This is a genomic window from Thermohalobaculum sediminis (genome assembly GCF_023487995.1).
Taxonomy (GTDB): domain Bacteria; phylum Pseudomonadota; class Alphaproteobacteria; order Rhodobacterales; family Rhodobacteraceae; genus Thermohalobaculum; species Thermohalobaculum sediminis.
The window spans coordinates 270,730-286,335 of record NZ_JAMFKN010000002.1 but is presented as its reverse complement, the minus strand read 5'-3'; the positions used below and the strand labels follow the sequence as shown (position 1 = coordinate 286,335).

The window sequence follows — 15,606 nt, the reverse complement described above, 5'->3', positions numbered from 1 at the left end:
AGACTGCGCCAGAGTAAAAGAGAAGGGCCACGCATGACCCGCCGCTTCACCGTCGCCTGCCTGCAGACGCGACCCCGCGAGACCGCCGATTCAGCAACCGCCGAGGCGATGCCGCTGGCCGAGCGCGCCGCCGACGCCGGTGCCGCGCTGATCTGCCTGCCGGAATACGCCGGCGGGCTTGCTACCGACGGCGCCGCCGTTCGGCCCCCGGCGATCGCGGAGGGTGCCCACCCCCTCGTCGCCGCGCTGACCGGGCTTGCACGGGCGCGCGGCGTCTGGATCCTGCTGGGGTCGGTCGCGGTGCCGGGCGCGGGCGGGCGCATCCTGAACCGCGGCCTCATGATTGCGCCAGATGGGCGCGTCAACGGCCACTACGACAAGATCCACATGTTCGACATCGACCTAGCGCCGGGTCAGAGCCACCGCGAGTCGGCAACCGTGAGCCCCGGAGCGCGGGCGGTGCTGCACGACACGCCGCTGGCGCGCATCGGTCACACGATCTGCTATGATCTGCGCTTCCCGATGCTCTACCGGGACCTTGCGCAGGCGGGGGCCGAGATCCTCGCGGTCCCGGCGGCGTTCACGCGGAGCACGGGCGAGGCCCACTGGCACATCCTGAACCGCGCGCGGGCGATCGAGAACGGCGCCTTCGTGATCGCGCCCTGCGCCGTCGGTCCGGTGCCCGGCGGCGGCGAGGTCTATGGTCATTCGCTGGTCGTCGACCCCTGGGGCACCGTGCTCGCCGATGGCGGGACCGAGCCCGGCGTGGTGCTGGCCGAGATCGATCCCGAGCAGGTGGCGCAGGCACGCCTGCGCATCCCCAGCCTTCGCCACGGTCGTCCCTACGACGCGCCCGAGCAGCGCCGCCCGGCGGCAGAATGAGCGCCCGGCGCGGCCCGCTGACGGGCCGGAGACCCGCTCAAATCGCGCTTGCGCCCCCAGATCGAATCTGCAATAACCCCGCCACTTTCGGAACGCGGGTGTAGCTCAGGGGTAGAGCACAACCTTGCCAAGGTTGGGGTCGTGGGTTCGAATCCCATCGCCCGCTCCAAAATTCGCCTTGCAGACAAGCAAGAAGGGCCGGTCCAAGCGACCGGCCTTTTGCTTGTCGGGCAGCCTCTTGCGTGCCCGGCTCCTATCTGCGCTGATCTCGACACCCGCGCCATGGAACGTCGGAAGGAGAGCCGACATGAGCCTCGAGTTGTGGATTGCCTTTGCCCTTGCCTCGGCCGTTCTGGTCGCGATTCCCGGCCCCACGGTGATGCTCATCGTGAGCTATGCGCTGGGCTACGGCAGGCGCAGCGGCTTGGCGACCGTCCCCGGCGTCACGCTCGGCGATTTCACCGCGATGAGCCTCTCGCTCGCGGGGGCGGGCGCGATGCTGGCGGCGTCGGCCAGCCTGTTCACGGCGCTGAAGCTTGTCGGCGCGGCATATCTCGTCTGGCTCGGGCTGTGCCTGTGGCGAGCCGAACCGCAGCCGGTCGCGGTGCCTGGCGGCGCCCATGTGCCGGGCGATCTGAGGCGGATGTTCTGGAGCTCCTATGCGGTGACGGCGCTGAACCCAAAGAGCATCGTCTTCTTCATTGCGTTCGTTCCGCAGTTCATCGATCCGGCGGCGCCGCTGCTGCCCCAGATCGCGATTCTCGAGGCAACCTTCCTCACGCTCGCGGCGATCAACATCGCGCTCTGGGCGGCGATGGTGGGCGGGATGCGGGCCCGCTTCCGCGATGCTGCGACGCTGCGCCTCGTCAACCGGATCGGCGGGAGTTTCCTGATGGGGGCCGGGGTGCTGACCGCGATGATGCGCCGCGTGGCCTGAGCGGCGGTGCCTGTCCCGCCTTCCCGGCACGCGGGCGCAACCGCGGCCTCAGCGATCGGCGGGAAGCGGGGCTGATGCGGTCGCGATGGCTTCGTCGTCGCCGAGCTTCGAGAACAGCCGCTGGAAGCCCTCGCGGACGCCCTTGAGGTCGCAGCCGAAGCTCTGCTTGCCGACGATGCGCCCGTCGTCGCCGCGCTCGCATTCCGACCGTCCGTCCGGCGGCACGCTCGCCTCGGGGGCAGTGTCCGAGGGGGCTGCCATGCTGGCGTAGCGGACGCGCGCTGCGTCCCACTCGTTCCAGGCGGTGGCCGAGCGTTCCTCGATCGACGCGAGCTGGACGGCGTCGACATAGCCCGTCTGGTGAAAACCGAAATCGCGCTGCCAGGCCGCGATCGCCTCGCGGCTCAGCGGGCCCAGGACGCCGTCGACGCCCCTGGGGTCATAGCCGATCAGGGCGAGCCGGCGCTGAAGCTCGGCGCGCGTCGCGCGGGTGAGCCCGAGTTCGGCCTCCCTCGTCGGCGCGGTCGCAACCATGTAATCCCAGAGATGCGCGTCCTGCTCGGGCGCGGGCTCGGGCGCAGGCTCAGGCTTGACCTGCTGGACGTCCGGCGGGGCCGGGACCGCCGCGGGCTGCTCGTCCGCCCGGGAAGCCAGGAAAAGGCGCGGTTCGGGCAGAACGCCTGCCAGCGACAGCCCGGCCGGGGTTTCGCTGGTGACGACGATGGGCCCATGCGCGCGGACATGATCGGTCATGCGGACAACCGGATCGCTGATCGACACGGCGACCACGACCCCGCCGATCAGCAGACTGATCCAGCTGAGAGAAAGATTGGGCGCCCGCGCAGATGCAACGACACGCCGCCCACCAACGGGTTCACGGTTCCAGACCACCCCCGTAACCCTCGCACAAAGGATGCACTCGGCACCCTAACACCACACCCGAATTAACATTATCTTAAAATGGGACACCCGCCAAGCGCGATTCCGCAATTGATCCGGATCAATGCTGGGGCCTGCCGCAACTGCGAAACGTGGCTCATCGCGATTCCGGCCGGACAGGAGCAGTCACATGAGCGGAGCGAAGGGTGCGGCCTCGGGCGGGGCGGGCAACCTCTACGCCGCGCGCGAGCCCGTGTTCCCGAAGGCGACGCAGGGGTTCTACCGGCGCCTGAAATGGCTGATCATGCTGGTCACGCTGGGCATCTACTACGTGACCCCGTGGATCCGCTGGGACCGTGGCCCGCATCAGCCGGACCAGGCGGTGCTGGTCGATCTCGCGAACCGGCGCTTCTATTTCTTCTGGATCGAGATCTGGCCGCAGGAATTCTATTACGTCGCGGGCCTGCTGATCATGGCGGGGCTGGGGCTTTTCCTCGTGACCTCGGTGCTGGGCCGCGCCTGGTGCGGCTACACCTGCCCGCAGACGGTTTGGGTCGATCTGTTCCAGCATGTCGAGCGCTTCATCGACGGCGACCGCAACGCGCAGTGGCGGCTATGGAACGCGCCATGGACACCGCACAAGATCGCGCGCCGGTCGATCAAGTGGTTCGTCTGGCTGGTGATTTCCGTCGCGACCGGCGGCGCGTGGATCTTCTACTTCGCCGACGCCCCCACGCTCGCGCTGGACTTCCTCACCGGCGAGGCTGCCTTCGTGGCCTATGCGACGGTGGGCGTGCTCACCGCAACGACCTTCGTCTTCGGCGGCTTCATGCGCGAGCAGGTGTGCATCTACATGTGCCCCTGGCCGCGCATCCAGGGGGCGATGCTGGACGAGAACTCGCTGATCGTCACCTACAAGGACTGGCGCGGCGAACCGCGCGGCAAGCACCGCAAGGCCGAAGGCGCCGACAAGCTGGGCGACTGCATCGACTGCAACGCCTGCGTCGCGGTCTGTCCGACGGGCGTCGACATCCGCAAGGGTCAGCAGATCGGCTGCATCACCTGCGCGCTGTGCATCGACGCCTGCGACGACATCATGGCGAAGATCGGCAAGCCACGCGGCCTGATCGACTACTGCACGCTGAAGGACGAGACGCTGGAACGCGCGGGCAATCCGCCCGTCGCCCCCTGGCGCCGCGCCGTGCGGCCGCGCACGATCCTCTATTTCGCGCTTTGGTCGGCGATCGGCGTTGCGATGGTCGTCGCGCTGTTCATGCGCAGCAACATCGACCTTGCGGTGCATCCCGTGCGCAACCCGGTCTATGTCACCCTGTCGGACGGCACGATTCGCAACGCCTACGACATCAAGGTGCAGAACATGCAGGGCCAGCCGCACAGTTTCCGCCTGTCCGTCCGGTCCTACGAAGCGAACCTCGCGATCTCGCTTCAGGGCGAGGACAGCACGAGCTTCGAGGTGAAGGCGGACGAGGCCCGGCGGATGCGCGTCTTCCTCGATGCCGTGCCGACGATCCCGCTGCCGGAGCGGATCCCGGTCCGCTTCTGGATCGAGGATCTCGAGACGCGCGAGCGAGCCCATTACGACACCACCTTCCGCAGCCCGACCGCCGACTGAGGGCGGGAGGGACGGCAGGCAAGAGGGGACAGACCCGATGCAGACCAGGGAACTCACGGGACGCAAGGTGCTCGTCATCGCATTGGCGGCGTTCGGCGTGATCCTCGCGGCAAACCTGACCATGATGTTCGCGGCCACGGGGACCTTCCCGGGCCTCGTGGTCAAGAACTCCTACGTGGCCAGCCAGGACTGGAACCGCAGGACCGAGACGCAACGCGCCCTCGGGTGGCGGGCCGAGGCGGCGATCGTCCCCGAGGGCCTCGCCGTGCGCTTTACCGACGCCGCGGGCGCGCCGGTGCGGGGTCTTGCCGTGACCGCGGTCATCGGACGGCCGGCGAGCCAGGCGGGCGACCGCAGCATCGAGCTGCGCGAGCAGGACGGGCTCTACCGCGGCGCAATCGGTCTCGCGCCCGGCCTGTGGCGCGTCGAGATCCGCGGCACCGACGCCGCGGGCCGCAGCTTCGATGCCAGGGTGGAACTCTACGCGAAGGCGGCCTCCTGATGCGCGACACGACACGCGGGTCCGTGGTCGGGCTTCCCGGCAGCACCGCGTCGGGGGGATGCTGTCCGACGGGCCTCGCGGCCCAGCTTGCGGCCGAGCGCATGACCGACACCGGCGCCGGGCGTTGGGTGCGGCCGGCGGCGCAGGACGCGGTCGCCCTCGATCTCATGGTCCCCGCGATCCGCTGCGCGGCGTGCATGTCGGCGATCGAGACGGGTCTGTCGAATCTTCCGGGTGTCGCCTCGGCGCGGGTCAATCTCAGCCTGCGCCGGGTCCGAGTGCTGTTCGATCCGGCGCGCAGCAGCGCCGAGGATGTCGTCGGCCGTCTCTCCGCGCTTGGCTACGAGGCCCGCCCGTTCGACGCGAAGGCGATGGCCGACATCGACCGCGACGCGGTCGGGCGCGACCTGCTCGCACGGCTCGGCGTCGCGGGTTTCGCGATGATGAACGTGATGCTGCTGTCGGTCGCCGTCTGGTCCGGGGCGGATGCCGCGACACGCGACCTGATGCACTGGATCTCGGGGCTGATCGCCTTGCCCGCGATCGCTTTCTCGGGCGTGCCGTTCTTCCGCTCGGCGATCGCCGCGCTGCGCGCGGGGCGCGTCAACATGGACGTGCCGATCTCGCTCGCCGTCGTCCTCGCCGTCGGCGTCTCGCTCTATGAGACCGCGCATTCGGGCGAACATGCCTATTTCGATGCCGGCATCAGCCTCGTGTTCTTCCTGCTGATCGGGCGTTATCTCGACCATCGCACGCGGGCGGTGGCGCGGTCCGCGGCGGCCGAACTCACCGCGCTCTCGGCGCGGGCGGCGACCGTGATCGCGGCGGACGGCAGCCGCACGACCGTGGCGGCCGAGGATCTCGCGGCCGGCATGCTGGCCGAGGTCCTGCCGGGCGAGCGCATCCCCGCCGACGGCCGGGTCGAGTGGGGCCAGTCCGATCTCGACCGCTCGATGGTCACGGGCGAGACGATGCCCGAGGCGGTGGGCCCGGGCGCCGCGGTTCATGCCGGCATGCTCAACGTCTCGGGCCCGCTGCGGGTGCGCGTGGGCGCGACCGGCGAGGCCACGCTGCTGGCCGAGATCGCGCGGATGATCGAGGCGGCCGAGCGCGGCAGGACGCGCTACGACCGCTGGGCCGACAAGGCGTCGCGCCAGTATGTCTGGGGCGTCCATGTCATGTCGTGCGTGGCCTTCGGCGGGTGGATGTGGGCCACCGGCGGCGACGTCTACCGCTCGGTGATGATCGCGGCCGCGGTGCTGATCATCACCTGCCCCTGCGCGCTGGGCCTTGCCGTGCCCGCGGTCCATGCCGTGGCGGGCGGGCGGCTGTTCCGGCGGGGGATCTTCCTCAAGGATGGCGCGATCCTCGAGCGCCTGGCCGAGATCGACACGGTGGTGTTCGACAAGACCGGGACGCTGACCGAAGGGCGCCCCGTCCTCGTCTCGTCGCCCGAGTGCGACCGGGCGTGGCAGTTCGCCGCGTCGCTTGCGGTGGCCTCGCGGCATCCGCTCGCGCAGGCCCTGGCCGAGAGCGCGCGCGGGCGGGGCATCGAGCCCGTCGCGCTCGACGGCGTGACCGAGGTGCCGGGCGCGGGCGTCGAGGGCTGGCTCGGCGGCAAGCGCCTGCGCCTCGGCCGCGCCGACTGGGTGGGTGCGGCCCCGGACGACCGCACGGCCGTCTGGCTCGCAGAGGGCGACGCGGCGCCGCAAGCCTTCGCTTTCGAGGACCGGCTGCGCGCGGACGCGCCCGAGACCGTGGCCTGGCTTCGGGCGCAGGGACTGCGGGTCGCACTCTTCTCCGGCGATTCAGAGGGGCCCGTCGCACGCGCGGCGGAGGCGGCGGGCATCGGGGACGCGCGCGCCCGCATGACGCCGGCCGCCAAGCTCGCGGCGCTCGAGGCGCTGGCGCGCGGCGGCGCGCGGGTGCTGATGGTCGGCGACGGCATCAACGACGCGCCCTCGCTCGCCGCGGCGCACGCCTCGATGTCGCCGGTCGCGGCCTCGGACGTGAGCCGCGCGGCGACGGGGCTCGTGTTCACCGGGCAGCACCTCGCCCCGGTGCGCTTCGCCATCGAGACCGCGCGCGCGGCGCGGGCGCGGGCGCTTGAGAACTTCGCCTTCTCGGCGCTCTACAACGTCGTCGCCGTGCCGGTGGCGCTGTTCGGCTTCGTGACGCCGCTGATTGCCGCGCTCTCGATGTCGGGCTCGTCGATCGTCGTCACGCTCAACGCCCTGCGAATCCGGAGGGGCCGGCCATGACCGTCCTGGGGTTGCTGATTCCCGTCTCGCTGCTGCTCGGCGCAATCGGGCTCGCGGCGTTTCTCTGGTCGCTCAGGTCGAACCAGTACGACGACCTCGAAGGCGACGCCGCGCGCATCCTGTTCGACGAGGCCGACAAGCCGCGGGACTGAGCGGGGTCAGGACAGCGCGGACGCGCGGACCTCGACGAGGATCGCGGCATAGAACACGAAGCTCGCCGCCAGGACCAGCGCGTGCCAGATCGCGTTCTGGAACGGCAGGCCGTGCCAGAGGTGGAAGACCACGCCCAGCGTGTAGAGCGCGCCGCCCGTCACCATCAGGATCAGGCCTGCCTCGCTCAGCCCCTCGATGATCGGCCCGCCGACGACCAGCGCCGCCCAGCCCATGCCGAGATAGAGGACAAGGCACAGCGCCTCGAGCCGCCGCGGCGCGGTCACCTTGATCGCCAGCCCCACCAGCGCCGCGGTCCAGATCCCGGCGAGGATGGTCGCGGCCTCGTCGCGGCCCAGGAGCACCGCGAAGGGCGTGTAGGTGCCCGCGATCTTGACATAGATGGCGGCGTGATCGAGCCGGCGCAGGATCTCCTTCGCCCCGGGATGCCGGACCAGGTGATAGGCCGCCGAGAACGCGAACATCGCGATCAGCGAGGCGCCATAGACCGACGCCGCGAGAACCGCCGGCAGGCTGCCATGCCAGACCGCGGCCAGCGTCACCAGCACCGGCACCGCCACCAGCGCCGCGACGACGCCCAGCACATGCAGCACCGCGTCCGCGATGTGCTCGGCCCGGCTGTAGGCGGGGAAGGGCTGGCTGCGCGTCACCGGCGCTGCGGACATCTCGCGGCTCCGTCACCGATCGTCGACCTTCGAATCCTAGCAGCCGACGGCACGGGCTTTCAATGCCGCGGGCCTCACGCCGACGTGCCCCCCGGTGAGGGCCCGGCGGCGGGCATGCTGCGGACTTTTCCGTCCCCGCAAAGCATGCAATCCTCGGCCCCGCACGGCGCGCCGGGGGGCCGGCGGCCTTCAGGGAGAATCCGTCATGTGCCATCACTGCGTCACCGACAGCGTCAAGCGCCGGATGCTGAGCCGGCGCGACTTCCTCGGGGCGGCTCTTGCCGCGGCCGCTGCCGTGGCGCTCGCCTCGACGGCTCAGGCGCCCGCGGCGCTCGCAGCCGGCGCGGCGAAGGTCGAGGACCTGACGCACGAGTTGCACCATGATTTCCCGACCTATTTCGGCGAGCCCGGTATCACGGTGACGCCGAAATTCATCTGGGCCGAACACAAGTTCAACCTCAACACAATCGCGCTCAACGAGCACACGGGCACCCACATGGACGCGCCCCTGCACTTCTCGGCCGATGGGCAGAGCGTGAACGAGATCCCGGTGGGCAGCCTCGTTGTGCCGCTTGCCGTCGTCGACATCCGCGAAAAGGCAGCCCAGAACCCGGACGCGCAGGTCACGCCCGACGATCTCGCCGCATGGCAGGCCGCGCATGGCGACTTTCCCGAGGGCTGCTGCGTGGCGATGCTCTCGGGTTGGTCGGAAAAGGTCTCGGGCGACGGCTTCCGCAATGCCGACAGCGCGGGCGTGATGCATTTCCCCGGCTTCCATGTCGAAGCTGCGAAGATGCTGCTCGAGCAGACCAGCGCCGTCGGCATGGCGGTGGACACGCTCAGCCTCGACCATGGCCCGAGCGGCGATTTCGCGACGCATTACGCCTGGCTGCCGACGAACCGCTGGGGCATCGAGTGCCTCGCCAATCTCGAGCGTCTGCCGGCGACGGGCGCGACGCTGATCGTGGGCGCGCCCAAGGTGCGTGGCGGCACGGGCGGTCCCGCCCGGATCTTCGCGCTGGTCTGATGCCGACCGTCCGCCCCGCTGCCGACGCCGGGCTCTCGCCCCGGGCCGCCGCCGTCTTTGCCGACATCCGCGCGACCCGGGGGAGCGATTTCGTCAACAACTTCTGGCGCTCGCTCGCCGCGCTCGACGACGCGCTGCTCGAACGGGTCTGGGGCCAGCTCAAGGCGGTGATGGCGGCTCCGGGGACGCTCGACCCGGTGACCCGCGAGATGATCTACATCGCCGTGTCGGTCACGAACGGCTGCTCGTACTGCGTGCACTCCCACACCGCCGCGGCCCGTGCGAAGGGCATGACCGGCGCGATGGAGGCCGAGCTCCTGTCGATCATCGCCCTCGCGAGCCAGACCAACGCGCTTGCGACCGCGCTGGCCGTGCCCGTCGATGCGGCGTTTGATGCGTCCGATGGCCCGCCTTGACGGTTGATTTCGGGGCCGCCTTCCCGCGAGTATCGGGGAAAATTCCTGGGGAGGACCCGCCCATGTGCCAGATCTTTGCCGGACAGGATCCCGCCAACTACGATTGCGAGACCCGCTCGATCCGCATGAACGGCCTTTCGACCTCGATCAGGCTCGAGCGCGCCTTCTGGCGCGTGCTCGAGGAGATCGCGGCCGCGGAAGGCATGACCGCCTCGCAGTTCATCTCGCGTTTGCACTCCGAGGTGCTCGACCTGCATGGCGAGGTGCGAAACTTCACCTCGCTGCTGCGCTGCGCCTGTCTGGTCCATCGTGGACGGGCGGCGCCGGAGCTCGACCGGATCGCCGCCGAGTAGTAGCAGGCTAACACCCGGCCCCCCGCCCTCTGCGCTAGCCTGACGCAGGACGGGCAGAAAGGGAGATGCCGGTGGCCAAGGCCATTCATTCCATGATCCGCGTGCTCGATGAGGCGCGCTCGGTGTCGTTTTACGAGACCGCCTTCGGGCTGAGTGTCGCCGACCGTTTTGATTTCGACAGCTTCACGCTGGTCTATCTGCGCAATTCCGAGGCCGATTTCGAGCTGGAGCTGACGATCAACAAGGGCCGGACCGAGCCCTACGACCTCGGCAGCGGCTACGGCCACATCGCCTTCGCCGTCGACGACCTCGATGCCGAGCATGCGCGCTTTACCGCCGCAGGCCTGAATCCGCGCAAGATCGTCGAGTTCAATCGCGACGGCGCGCTGATGGCGCGCTTCTTCTTCGTGGCCGACCCCGACGGCTACCAGATCGAGGTCCTGCAACGGCATGGCCGCTATCGCTGAGAACCGGAGGGGCGGCGCCAGACCCGCCCCCCAACGTCATCATCCCAAGGGAGGGAAACCCATGTCACAGCATCAGTCCCCAAGGGGCCTGACCCGGCGCGAGCTGCTGAAATCCGGCGTCGCGGCCGGCGCGGCCTTCGTCGTCGGGTCGGGCTTCGTGCTACATTCCCGCGAGGCCTGGGCGATGGAGACCAAGGCGCTCGCCCCCGCCACCATGGCGACGCTGATCCAGATGGCGCGCGACATTTATCCGCATGATCGCGTTCCGGACCAGTACTACGCGATCGCCGTGAAGGGCTACGACACGTCGGAAGCGGCCCCCGCGATCGAGGCGGGTGTCGCCGCGCTCGACGCGGCGGCGCAGGGAATGGGCCATGCGAGCTATCTCGCCACGCCATGGGAGCGCGACCGCGTCGACATCCTCCGGTCGATGGAGGGAGGTCCCTTCTTCCAGACGATCCGCGGCGGCCTCGTCACCGGCCTCTACAACAACAAGGAGGTCTGGCCGATCTTCGGCTACGAGGGCGAGTCCTACAGCGAAGGCGGGTACATCAACCGCGGCTTCGACGACATCAGCTGGCTCTGAGCGACGGGTCGGGAGGAACACATCATGGCTGCACCATTCGACCTGAACGACGACAGCGTCGTTGTCATCATCGGCACCGGCGCCGGCGGTGGCGTGCTTGCGAACGAGCTCGCGCAGAAGGGCGTCTCGGTCGTCGCGCTCGAGGCGGGCGGGCGCTACCTGCCCGAGGACTACATCAATGACGAGTGGGAGAGCTTCGGGCAGCTCGCCTGGCTCGACCCGCGCACCACGTCGGGCGACTGGCGCGTCGCGAAGGACTTCTCGGGCCTTCCCGCCTGGATCGTGAAGGCAGTCGGCGGCACCACCGTTCATTGGGCGGGGGCCTCGATCCGCTTCCAGGAGCATGAGTGGAAGGCGAAGACGACCTATGGCGACGTGGCGGGGGCGAACCTGCTCGACTGGCCGATCGACGCGGCCGAGATGGCGCCCTGGTACGAAAAGGCCGAGACCAAGCTCGGCGTTACCCGGACGGGCGGCCGGGCCGGACTGCCCGGCAGCAACAATTACAAGGTCTTCGAGGCGGGCGCGAGGGCGCTCGGCTACAAGGAAGTCCATACCGGCCGGATGGCGATCAACTCGGCCGACTACGACGATCGCATGGCCTGCCAGCAGACGGGCTTCTGCTTCCAGGGCTGCAAGTGGGGGGCCAAGTGGTCCGCCGCCTACACCGACATCCCGCGCGGCGAGGCGACGGGCAATCTCGAGGTCCGCGAGCGCGCCCATGTCGCACGCATCCTGCACGATGCGTCGGGCAAGGTGACGGGAGTCGAGTATTTCGACAAGGACGGCACCCTTCAGATGCAGAAGGCGCGGATCGTCTGCGTCGCTGGCAACTCGTTCGAGAGCCCGCGCCTGCTGCTCAACTCGGCCTCGTCGATGTTCCCCGACGGGCTTGCCAACTCTTCGGGCCAGGTCGGGCGGAACTACATGCGCCACACCACAGGCTCGGTCTACGCGGTGTTCGACAAGCCGGTGCGGATGTGGCGCGGCACGACCATGGCGGGGATTGTCCAGGACGAGGCGCGGCACGACCCGTCGCGCGGCTTCGTCGGCGGCTACGAGCTCGAGACGCTCTCTCTCGGCCTGCCCTTCATGGCCGCCTTCCTTGATCCCGGTGCCTGGGGGCGCGAGTTCACCTCGGCGCTCGACGGCTACGAGAACATGGCCGGTATGTGGATCGTCGGTGAGGACATGCCTCAGGAGACGAACCGCGTCACCCTCAATCACGAGGTCAAGGACCAGTACGGCCTGCCCGTGGTCGACGTTCATTTCGACGACCATCCGAACGACGTGGCGATGCGCAACCATGCCTACAGGCAGGGCGTGGCGATCTATGAGGCGGTCGGCGCGACGCGGACCTTCCCGACGCCGCCCTATCCCTCGACGCACAATCTCGGCACCAACCGGATGTCGGAAAATCCGCGCGACGGCGTCGTGAACAAATGGGGCCAGGCCCACGACATCGCGAATCTGTTCGTCTCGGACGGCTCGCAGTTCACGACCGGCGCGGCCGAGAACCCGACGCTCACGATCGTCGCGCTGGCCATCCGCCAGGCCGACCACATCGCGCGCGAGATGGGCAAGGGCGCGCTCTGAAGTTTCCCTGTCGTGGCGGCTCCAAGGGCGGGCCGCGCGCGAAACTCGGGCCGGGTGCCAGCGGCACCCGGTCTTTTTTTCCCTATTATCCACGAGAGAAAGCGGGAGACGAGCCGGACTTGTGTGCGACAGCATTCGCGGAATGCAGCAAGCATCGGAACAGACCCTGTGGTCAACCTGTTGAAGATCGGCATCGCCTCTCTATCCAAAGGCCAAGAAATGTGCCGGCCACGATCAGTCCCGCGCCGAGCAGCGCCGTCGGGGTGGCGCGTTCGGACAGGAGCATCCAGGCCAGGGCAAAGCCGAACAGGGGCTCGGTCCCCATCAGGAAGCCGACGCGCGTGGGGCTGGTGCGGCGGACCGCCGCGTTCTGCATGTAGAAGGCCCCCACCGTGCAGAAGAGCGACAGGAAGGCCACCGCGCCCCAGGCGGCGACATCGGCCCTGACCAGGAGCCCCGTTGGCCCCGATTGGCCCAGAAGCAGCGCCATGGTTAGCCCCGCAACGGTGGCGGCCTGCACCGCCGTCAGCGCGGCAGAGGAGAGGCGGCTGCCCTCCATCAGGCGCTTGGTCGACACCACCATGACCGCCCGCAGCCCGGCCGCGCAGAGAACCAGCAGGTCTCCCGCAACGATCGCTCCCATGCCGCCCGACAGCACCATGACGCCGATCACCGCCACGACCGCTCCCGCCATAACCCCGGCAGGGGGCAGCCTTCGCTGTAGTCCGAACTCGAGGAAGGGCGTGAAGATCGTGCAGAGCGAGATGATGAGCGCGGTATTGGTCGCCGTGGTCATCGACACGCCCCATGTCTCGGCGAGGAAGATGGCGCAGAGAATGGCTCCGAGCAGTACGCCCGCCGATAGGTTCCGCCGGGGCGCTGCGCGCAGGTCGCGGTAGGCCACTGCAGTCATCACCAGCGTGGTCAATGCAAAGCGGTAGAAGATCAGCAGGAGCACCGGCATATGCGCCAGCGCGCCCTTGGCGACAGGGTAGCTCGCCCCCCAGACCAGCGCCACGCCGAGCACCGCCAGATCCGCCCAGAGCGTGGTCCGCCGTGCCATGAAACTTTCCGATACCGTCACCTTGGTCCCCGTGTCCCGTGTGAAATCACGGCGGGATAGGCCAGCGGGCGCGTCGCAATATAGAACGAAAACGCGGTGTCAGCCCCTGGCGAAGGCGGCTGGGGTGATGCCGACGATGGCCCGGAAGTGGCGGCCCATGTGGCTCTGGTCTGCAAAGCCCACCTGCGCAGCCGCTTCTGCCGGAGATAGGCCCGTGCGGAGCAGGCGTTTCACCATAAGGATTTTCCTCTGCAGGTGCCAGGCGTGGGGCGGTAGACCGGTGGCGCGCCGGAAGGCCTCGATCGTCTGCCTGCGCCGCAGACCGGTGATCCGGCACAACTCGTCGAGCGAGACATCCTCTTCGACGTGGCTGTCCAGATAGTCGACCGCATCCGCTATCCGCCCGTTGCCCCGCCTTTCGGGAGCGGAAAGCTGGGGCGCCAGTTCCCGCAGGAGCGCGCCGAGCAGCGTTTCGAGCGCCACGTCCCGGGACAACCGCTGAACCGATGCGTGCAGCGCCTCGTGCAGGGCGGAAAACCTCTGCGCCAGATCGGGCCGGGCATGAAAGGCTGCGCCAAAATCCAGCGTTCCGGTCGGCGCGCGGCCGAAGCTGTCTTCCACCAGCTCTCGCATCCCGGCTTCCGGAATGTAGAGCATCCGCTGCCGCCATCCGGTCTCGCTCCCTGCGCCGCCGTGATGGATGTCGCCGGGGCGCATCGTGACCACCGAGCCGCGCGGCACTTGGTGCATCTCGCCGCGGCACCAGACGGTATGGACGCCGCCGTCGATCACGCCGAAGAGGTATTCGTCATGGGCGTGGGGCTTGAAGGTTTGCTTCAGGTAGCGCGCCGAAAGGGTTTCGATGCCATAGAGGTCGGGGCGCGACCGCAGGGTTACCTCGTCTCTCCGGCTGTGCAGTTCCACTTCTGGCAAGACAGGACGTCCCCTCCGGTTGACCGCCAGACGTTTATCGTCGGGGCTTTTGCCGGTCAAACATGGCAGTTTCCGGGAGGGGCTCCCGTCAGACCTTTGCCGGGGCCTGGTCATGGCCACCGAAGACCCCATGATGGTGTGCGTCTTAGCTGGCGACCGTGGGCCTCGCAGAGCAGGCCGCGCATCTGATCCGCGACAGGGTTCGGCTTCCAGACCGTTGTGGTCTCGGTCGACGGGAGGCCGGATGAAGACTTCCGATTGCGCACCTTTGCATCCGGGACACGGTGGTTCCATCGCCAGATGATCTCGTCAAGATATCGCTGGAGGTGCTTCCTCCCCAGTCGATGATACACACCTATCAGAGCACGCAGGACAACCGCGTCCACGGCCTCGACGGGGTTAAGGTGCGCGCCGGTCTTCCTGTTAGCATACTGGCGCTTGTTGTGCTGCACAGTAAGATGGTTTGCAAAGGACTTTCCGATCTTCGTGTAGCTGGAGTTCTTGTCAGTGATGATCACTTAGGCCGGGTCAATCCGGTCCTCCATGATGGGCTTCATCGTGCGCCCTTGCGTGTTCGGTATAAGGACCGCCCGAGCCTGACCGTTCCGCCCAGCAGCAACGAGGGCGCTCGGCTTGCCAGTCCCTCGCCCACGCTTGTTCTTGACTCCATGGCGGAACGTCGGCTTGCCGCCGACGAAGGCTTCGTCGACCTCGACGACCCCCGACAACCGTCCTGCGACACCCTGCCGATCGTCCATCATCTCGCGGATGGCGTGGGCGAGCTTCCATTCTGTCTTCTGGTTCACGCCAAGGATGCGCGACATCACGACCCACGAGATACCCTTGGAGGATGTCAGCACGAGGAACATCGCCGCAATCCAGATCCGCAGGTCGAGCTTTGTCGCATGGAGTGGCGTCCTGGTCGTGACGGTGAACTGGCCGCGGCATTCCTTCTCACTGCACTGATACAGACCGGGGCGGACGGACGCCCCGCGCAGCGGGCGTGAGCTCAGGCTGCCGCAGTGCGGACAGAACCGGTTATCGCCCCAGATGGCGTTCTCGAGAAAGAGCCCCGCGTGACGCACGGTGGGCATCTTCTTCCAGACGTCGCGGACGGAATTCAGTTCGGTTATCATGACTTAGCCTCGCTTCGGGTCATAACCCAGAAGATTGGCTCGTTGCTCCGAACCGGAAGCGATTACGTCATGGCGTCTTCGAGGCGGTCGAGAGGCAAG

Annotated in this window: 16 protein-coding genes, 1 tRNA gene and 1 pseudogene; 13 read left to right on the top strand and 5 right to left on the bottom strand. The window is 68.4% G+C overall.

Going from position 1 to position 15,606, the window contains the following annotated elements:
* Positions 1-33 precede the first annotated feature (33 nt).
* The 3 genes from M1105_RS05260 to M1105_RS05250 all read left to right on the top strand — a co-directional run bounded on the left by M1105_RS05260 (position 34) and on the right by M1105_RS05250 (position 1,819).
* Positions 34-882 carry a carbon-nitrogen hydrolase family protein gene (locus M1105_RS05260; protein WP_249579295.1) on the top strand — a complete coding sequence of 283 codons (849 nt, stop codon included), beginning with the start codon at positions 34-36 and terminating at the stop codon, positions 880-882.
* Between the two features lie 94 nt (positions 883-976).
* Positions 977-1,051, top strand: a tRNA-Gly gene (locus M1105_RS05255).
* Between the two features lie 138 nt (positions 1,052-1,189).
* Positions 1,190-1,819 carry a LysE family translocator gene (locus M1105_RS05250; protein ID WP_249579294.1) on the top strand — a complete coding sequence of 210 codons (630 nt, stop codon included), beginning with the start codon at positions 1,190-1,192 and terminating at the stop codon, positions 1,817-1,819.
* 48 nt (positions 1,820-1,867) lie between these two features.
* On the opposite strand, the gene M1105_RS05245 is transcribed toward M1105_RS05250, so the two are convergent.
* Positions 1,868-2,572: a peptidoglycan-binding domain-containing protein gene (locus M1105_RS05245; RefSeq protein ID WP_249579293.1), complete on the bottom strand. Its 705-nt coding sequence runs from the start codon at positions 2,570-2,572 to the stop codon at positions 1,868-1,870.
* Between the two features lie 316 nt (positions 2,573-2,888).
* Between M1105_RS05245 and ccoG the strand changes: the two genes are divergently transcribed.
* The 4 genes from ccoG to ccoS are packed head-to-tail and all read left to right on the top strand — an operon-like array spanning position 2,889 to position 7,246.
* Positions 2,889-4,331 carry a cytochrome c oxidase accessory protein CcoG gene (ccoG, locus tag M1105_RS05240; RefSeq protein ID WP_249579292.1) on the top strand — a complete coding sequence of 481 codons (1,443 nt, stop codon included), beginning with the start codon at positions 2,889-2,891 and terminating at the stop codon, positions 4,329-4,331.
* A 37-nt stretch (positions 4,332-4,368) separates the two neighbouring features.
* Positions 4,369-4,833 carry a FixH family protein gene (locus M1105_RS05235; protein WP_249579291.1) on the top strand — a complete coding sequence of 155 codons (465 nt, stop codon included), beginning with the start codon at positions 4,369-4,371 and terminating at the stop codon, positions 4,831-4,833.
* Positions 4,833-7,094 (top strand): heavy metal translocating P-type ATPase, encoded by a 2,262-nt coding sequence (locus M1105_RS05230; protein ID WP_249579290.1) that lies wholly within the window; start codon positions 4,833-4,835, stop codon positions 7,092-7,094. Before M1105_RS05235 ends, M1105_RS05230 begins: the two co-directional genes overlap by 1 nt.
* Positions 7,091-7,246 (top strand): cbb3-type cytochrome oxidase assembly protein CcoS, encoded by a 156-nt coding sequence (gene ccoS, locus M1105_RS05225; protein ID WP_249579289.1) that lies wholly within the window; start codon positions 7,091-7,093, stop codon positions 7,244-7,246. The genes M1105_RS05230 and ccoS overlap by 4 nt, the downstream gene beginning before the upstream one ends.
* A gap of 6 nt (positions 7,247-7,252) precedes the next feature.
* Here ccoS and trhA read toward each other — a convergent pair whose 3' ends face one another.
* Positions 7,253-7,930, bottom strand: coding sequence for a PAQR family membrane homeostasis protein TrhA (gene trhA / locus M1105_RS05220; protein ID WP_249579288.1), 678 nt, complete (start codon positions 7,928-7,930; stop codon positions 7,253-7,255).
* 205 nt (positions 7,931-8,135) lie between these two features.
* Between trhA and M1105_RS05215 the strand changes: the two genes are divergently transcribed.
* The 6 genes from M1105_RS05215 to M1105_RS05190 all read left to right on the top strand — a co-directional run bounded on the left by M1105_RS05215 (position 8,136) and on the right by M1105_RS05190 (position 12,375).
* Positions 8,136-8,957 (top strand): cyclase family protein, encoded by an 822-nt coding sequence (locus M1105_RS05215; RefSeq protein WP_249579287.1) that lies wholly within the window; start codon positions 8,136-8,138, stop codon positions 8,955-8,957.
* Positions 8,957-9,373, top strand: coding sequence for a carboxymuconolactone decarboxylase family protein (locus M1105_RS05210; protein WP_249579286.1), 417 nt, complete (start codon positions 8,957-8,959; stop codon positions 9,371-9,373). Before M1105_RS05215 ends, M1105_RS05210 begins: the two co-directional genes overlap by 1 nt.
* 62 nt (positions 9,374-9,435) lie before the next feature.
* Positions 9,436-9,726, top strand: a complete 291-nt coding sequence (locus M1105_RS05205) for a ribbon-helix-helix domain-containing protein (protein ID WP_249579285.1) — start codon at positions 9,436-9,438, stop codon at positions 9,724-9,726.
* A gap of 71 nt (positions 9,727-9,797) precedes the next feature.
* Entirely contained in the window at positions 9,798-10,193 is a 396-nt protein-coding gene (locus M1105_RS05200) for a VOC family protein (protein WP_249579284.1), read from the top strand.
* A 61-nt stretch (positions 10,194-10,254) separates the two neighbouring features.
* The gene (locus tag M1105_RS05195; protein ID WP_249579283.1) at positions 10,255-10,779 is read left to right on the top strand and encodes a Twin-arginine translocation pathway signal; all 525 of its coding nucleotides are present in this window, start codon (positions 10,255-10,257) and stop codon (positions 10,777-10,779) included.
* Positions 10,780-10,803: 24 nt separating this feature from the next.
* Positions 10,804-12,375 (top strand): GMC family oxidoreductase, encoded by a 1,572-nt coding sequence (locus tag M1105_RS05190; protein WP_249579282.1) that lies wholly within the window; start codon positions 10,804-10,806, stop codon positions 12,373-12,375.
* 172 nt (positions 12,376-12,547) lie between these two features.
* On the opposite strand, the gene M1105_RS05185 is transcribed toward M1105_RS05190, so the two are convergent.
* The 3 genes and pseudogenes from M1105_RS05185 to M1105_RS05175 all read right to left on the bottom strand — a co-directional run bounded on the left by M1105_RS05185 (position 12,548) and on the right by M1105_RS05175 (position 15,507).
* Positions 12,548-13,438, bottom strand: coding sequence for a DMT family transporter (locus M1105_RS05185; protein WP_249579281.1), 891 nt, complete (start codon positions 13,436-13,438; stop codon positions 12,548-12,550).
* A gap of 99 nt (positions 13,439-13,537) precedes the next feature.
* Complete coding sequence (locus M1105_RS05180; RefSeq protein ID WP_249579280.1) at positions 13,538-14,431, bottom strand: AraC family transcriptional regulator; 894 nt, start codon at positions 14,429-14,431, stop codon at positions 13,538-13,540.
* A gap of 50 nt (positions 14,432-14,481) precedes the next feature.
* Positions 14,482-15,507 (bottom strand): annotated as a pseudogene (locus tag M1105_RS05175) (IS1595 family transposase).
* Positions 15,508-15,606: the final 99 nt, after the last annotated feature.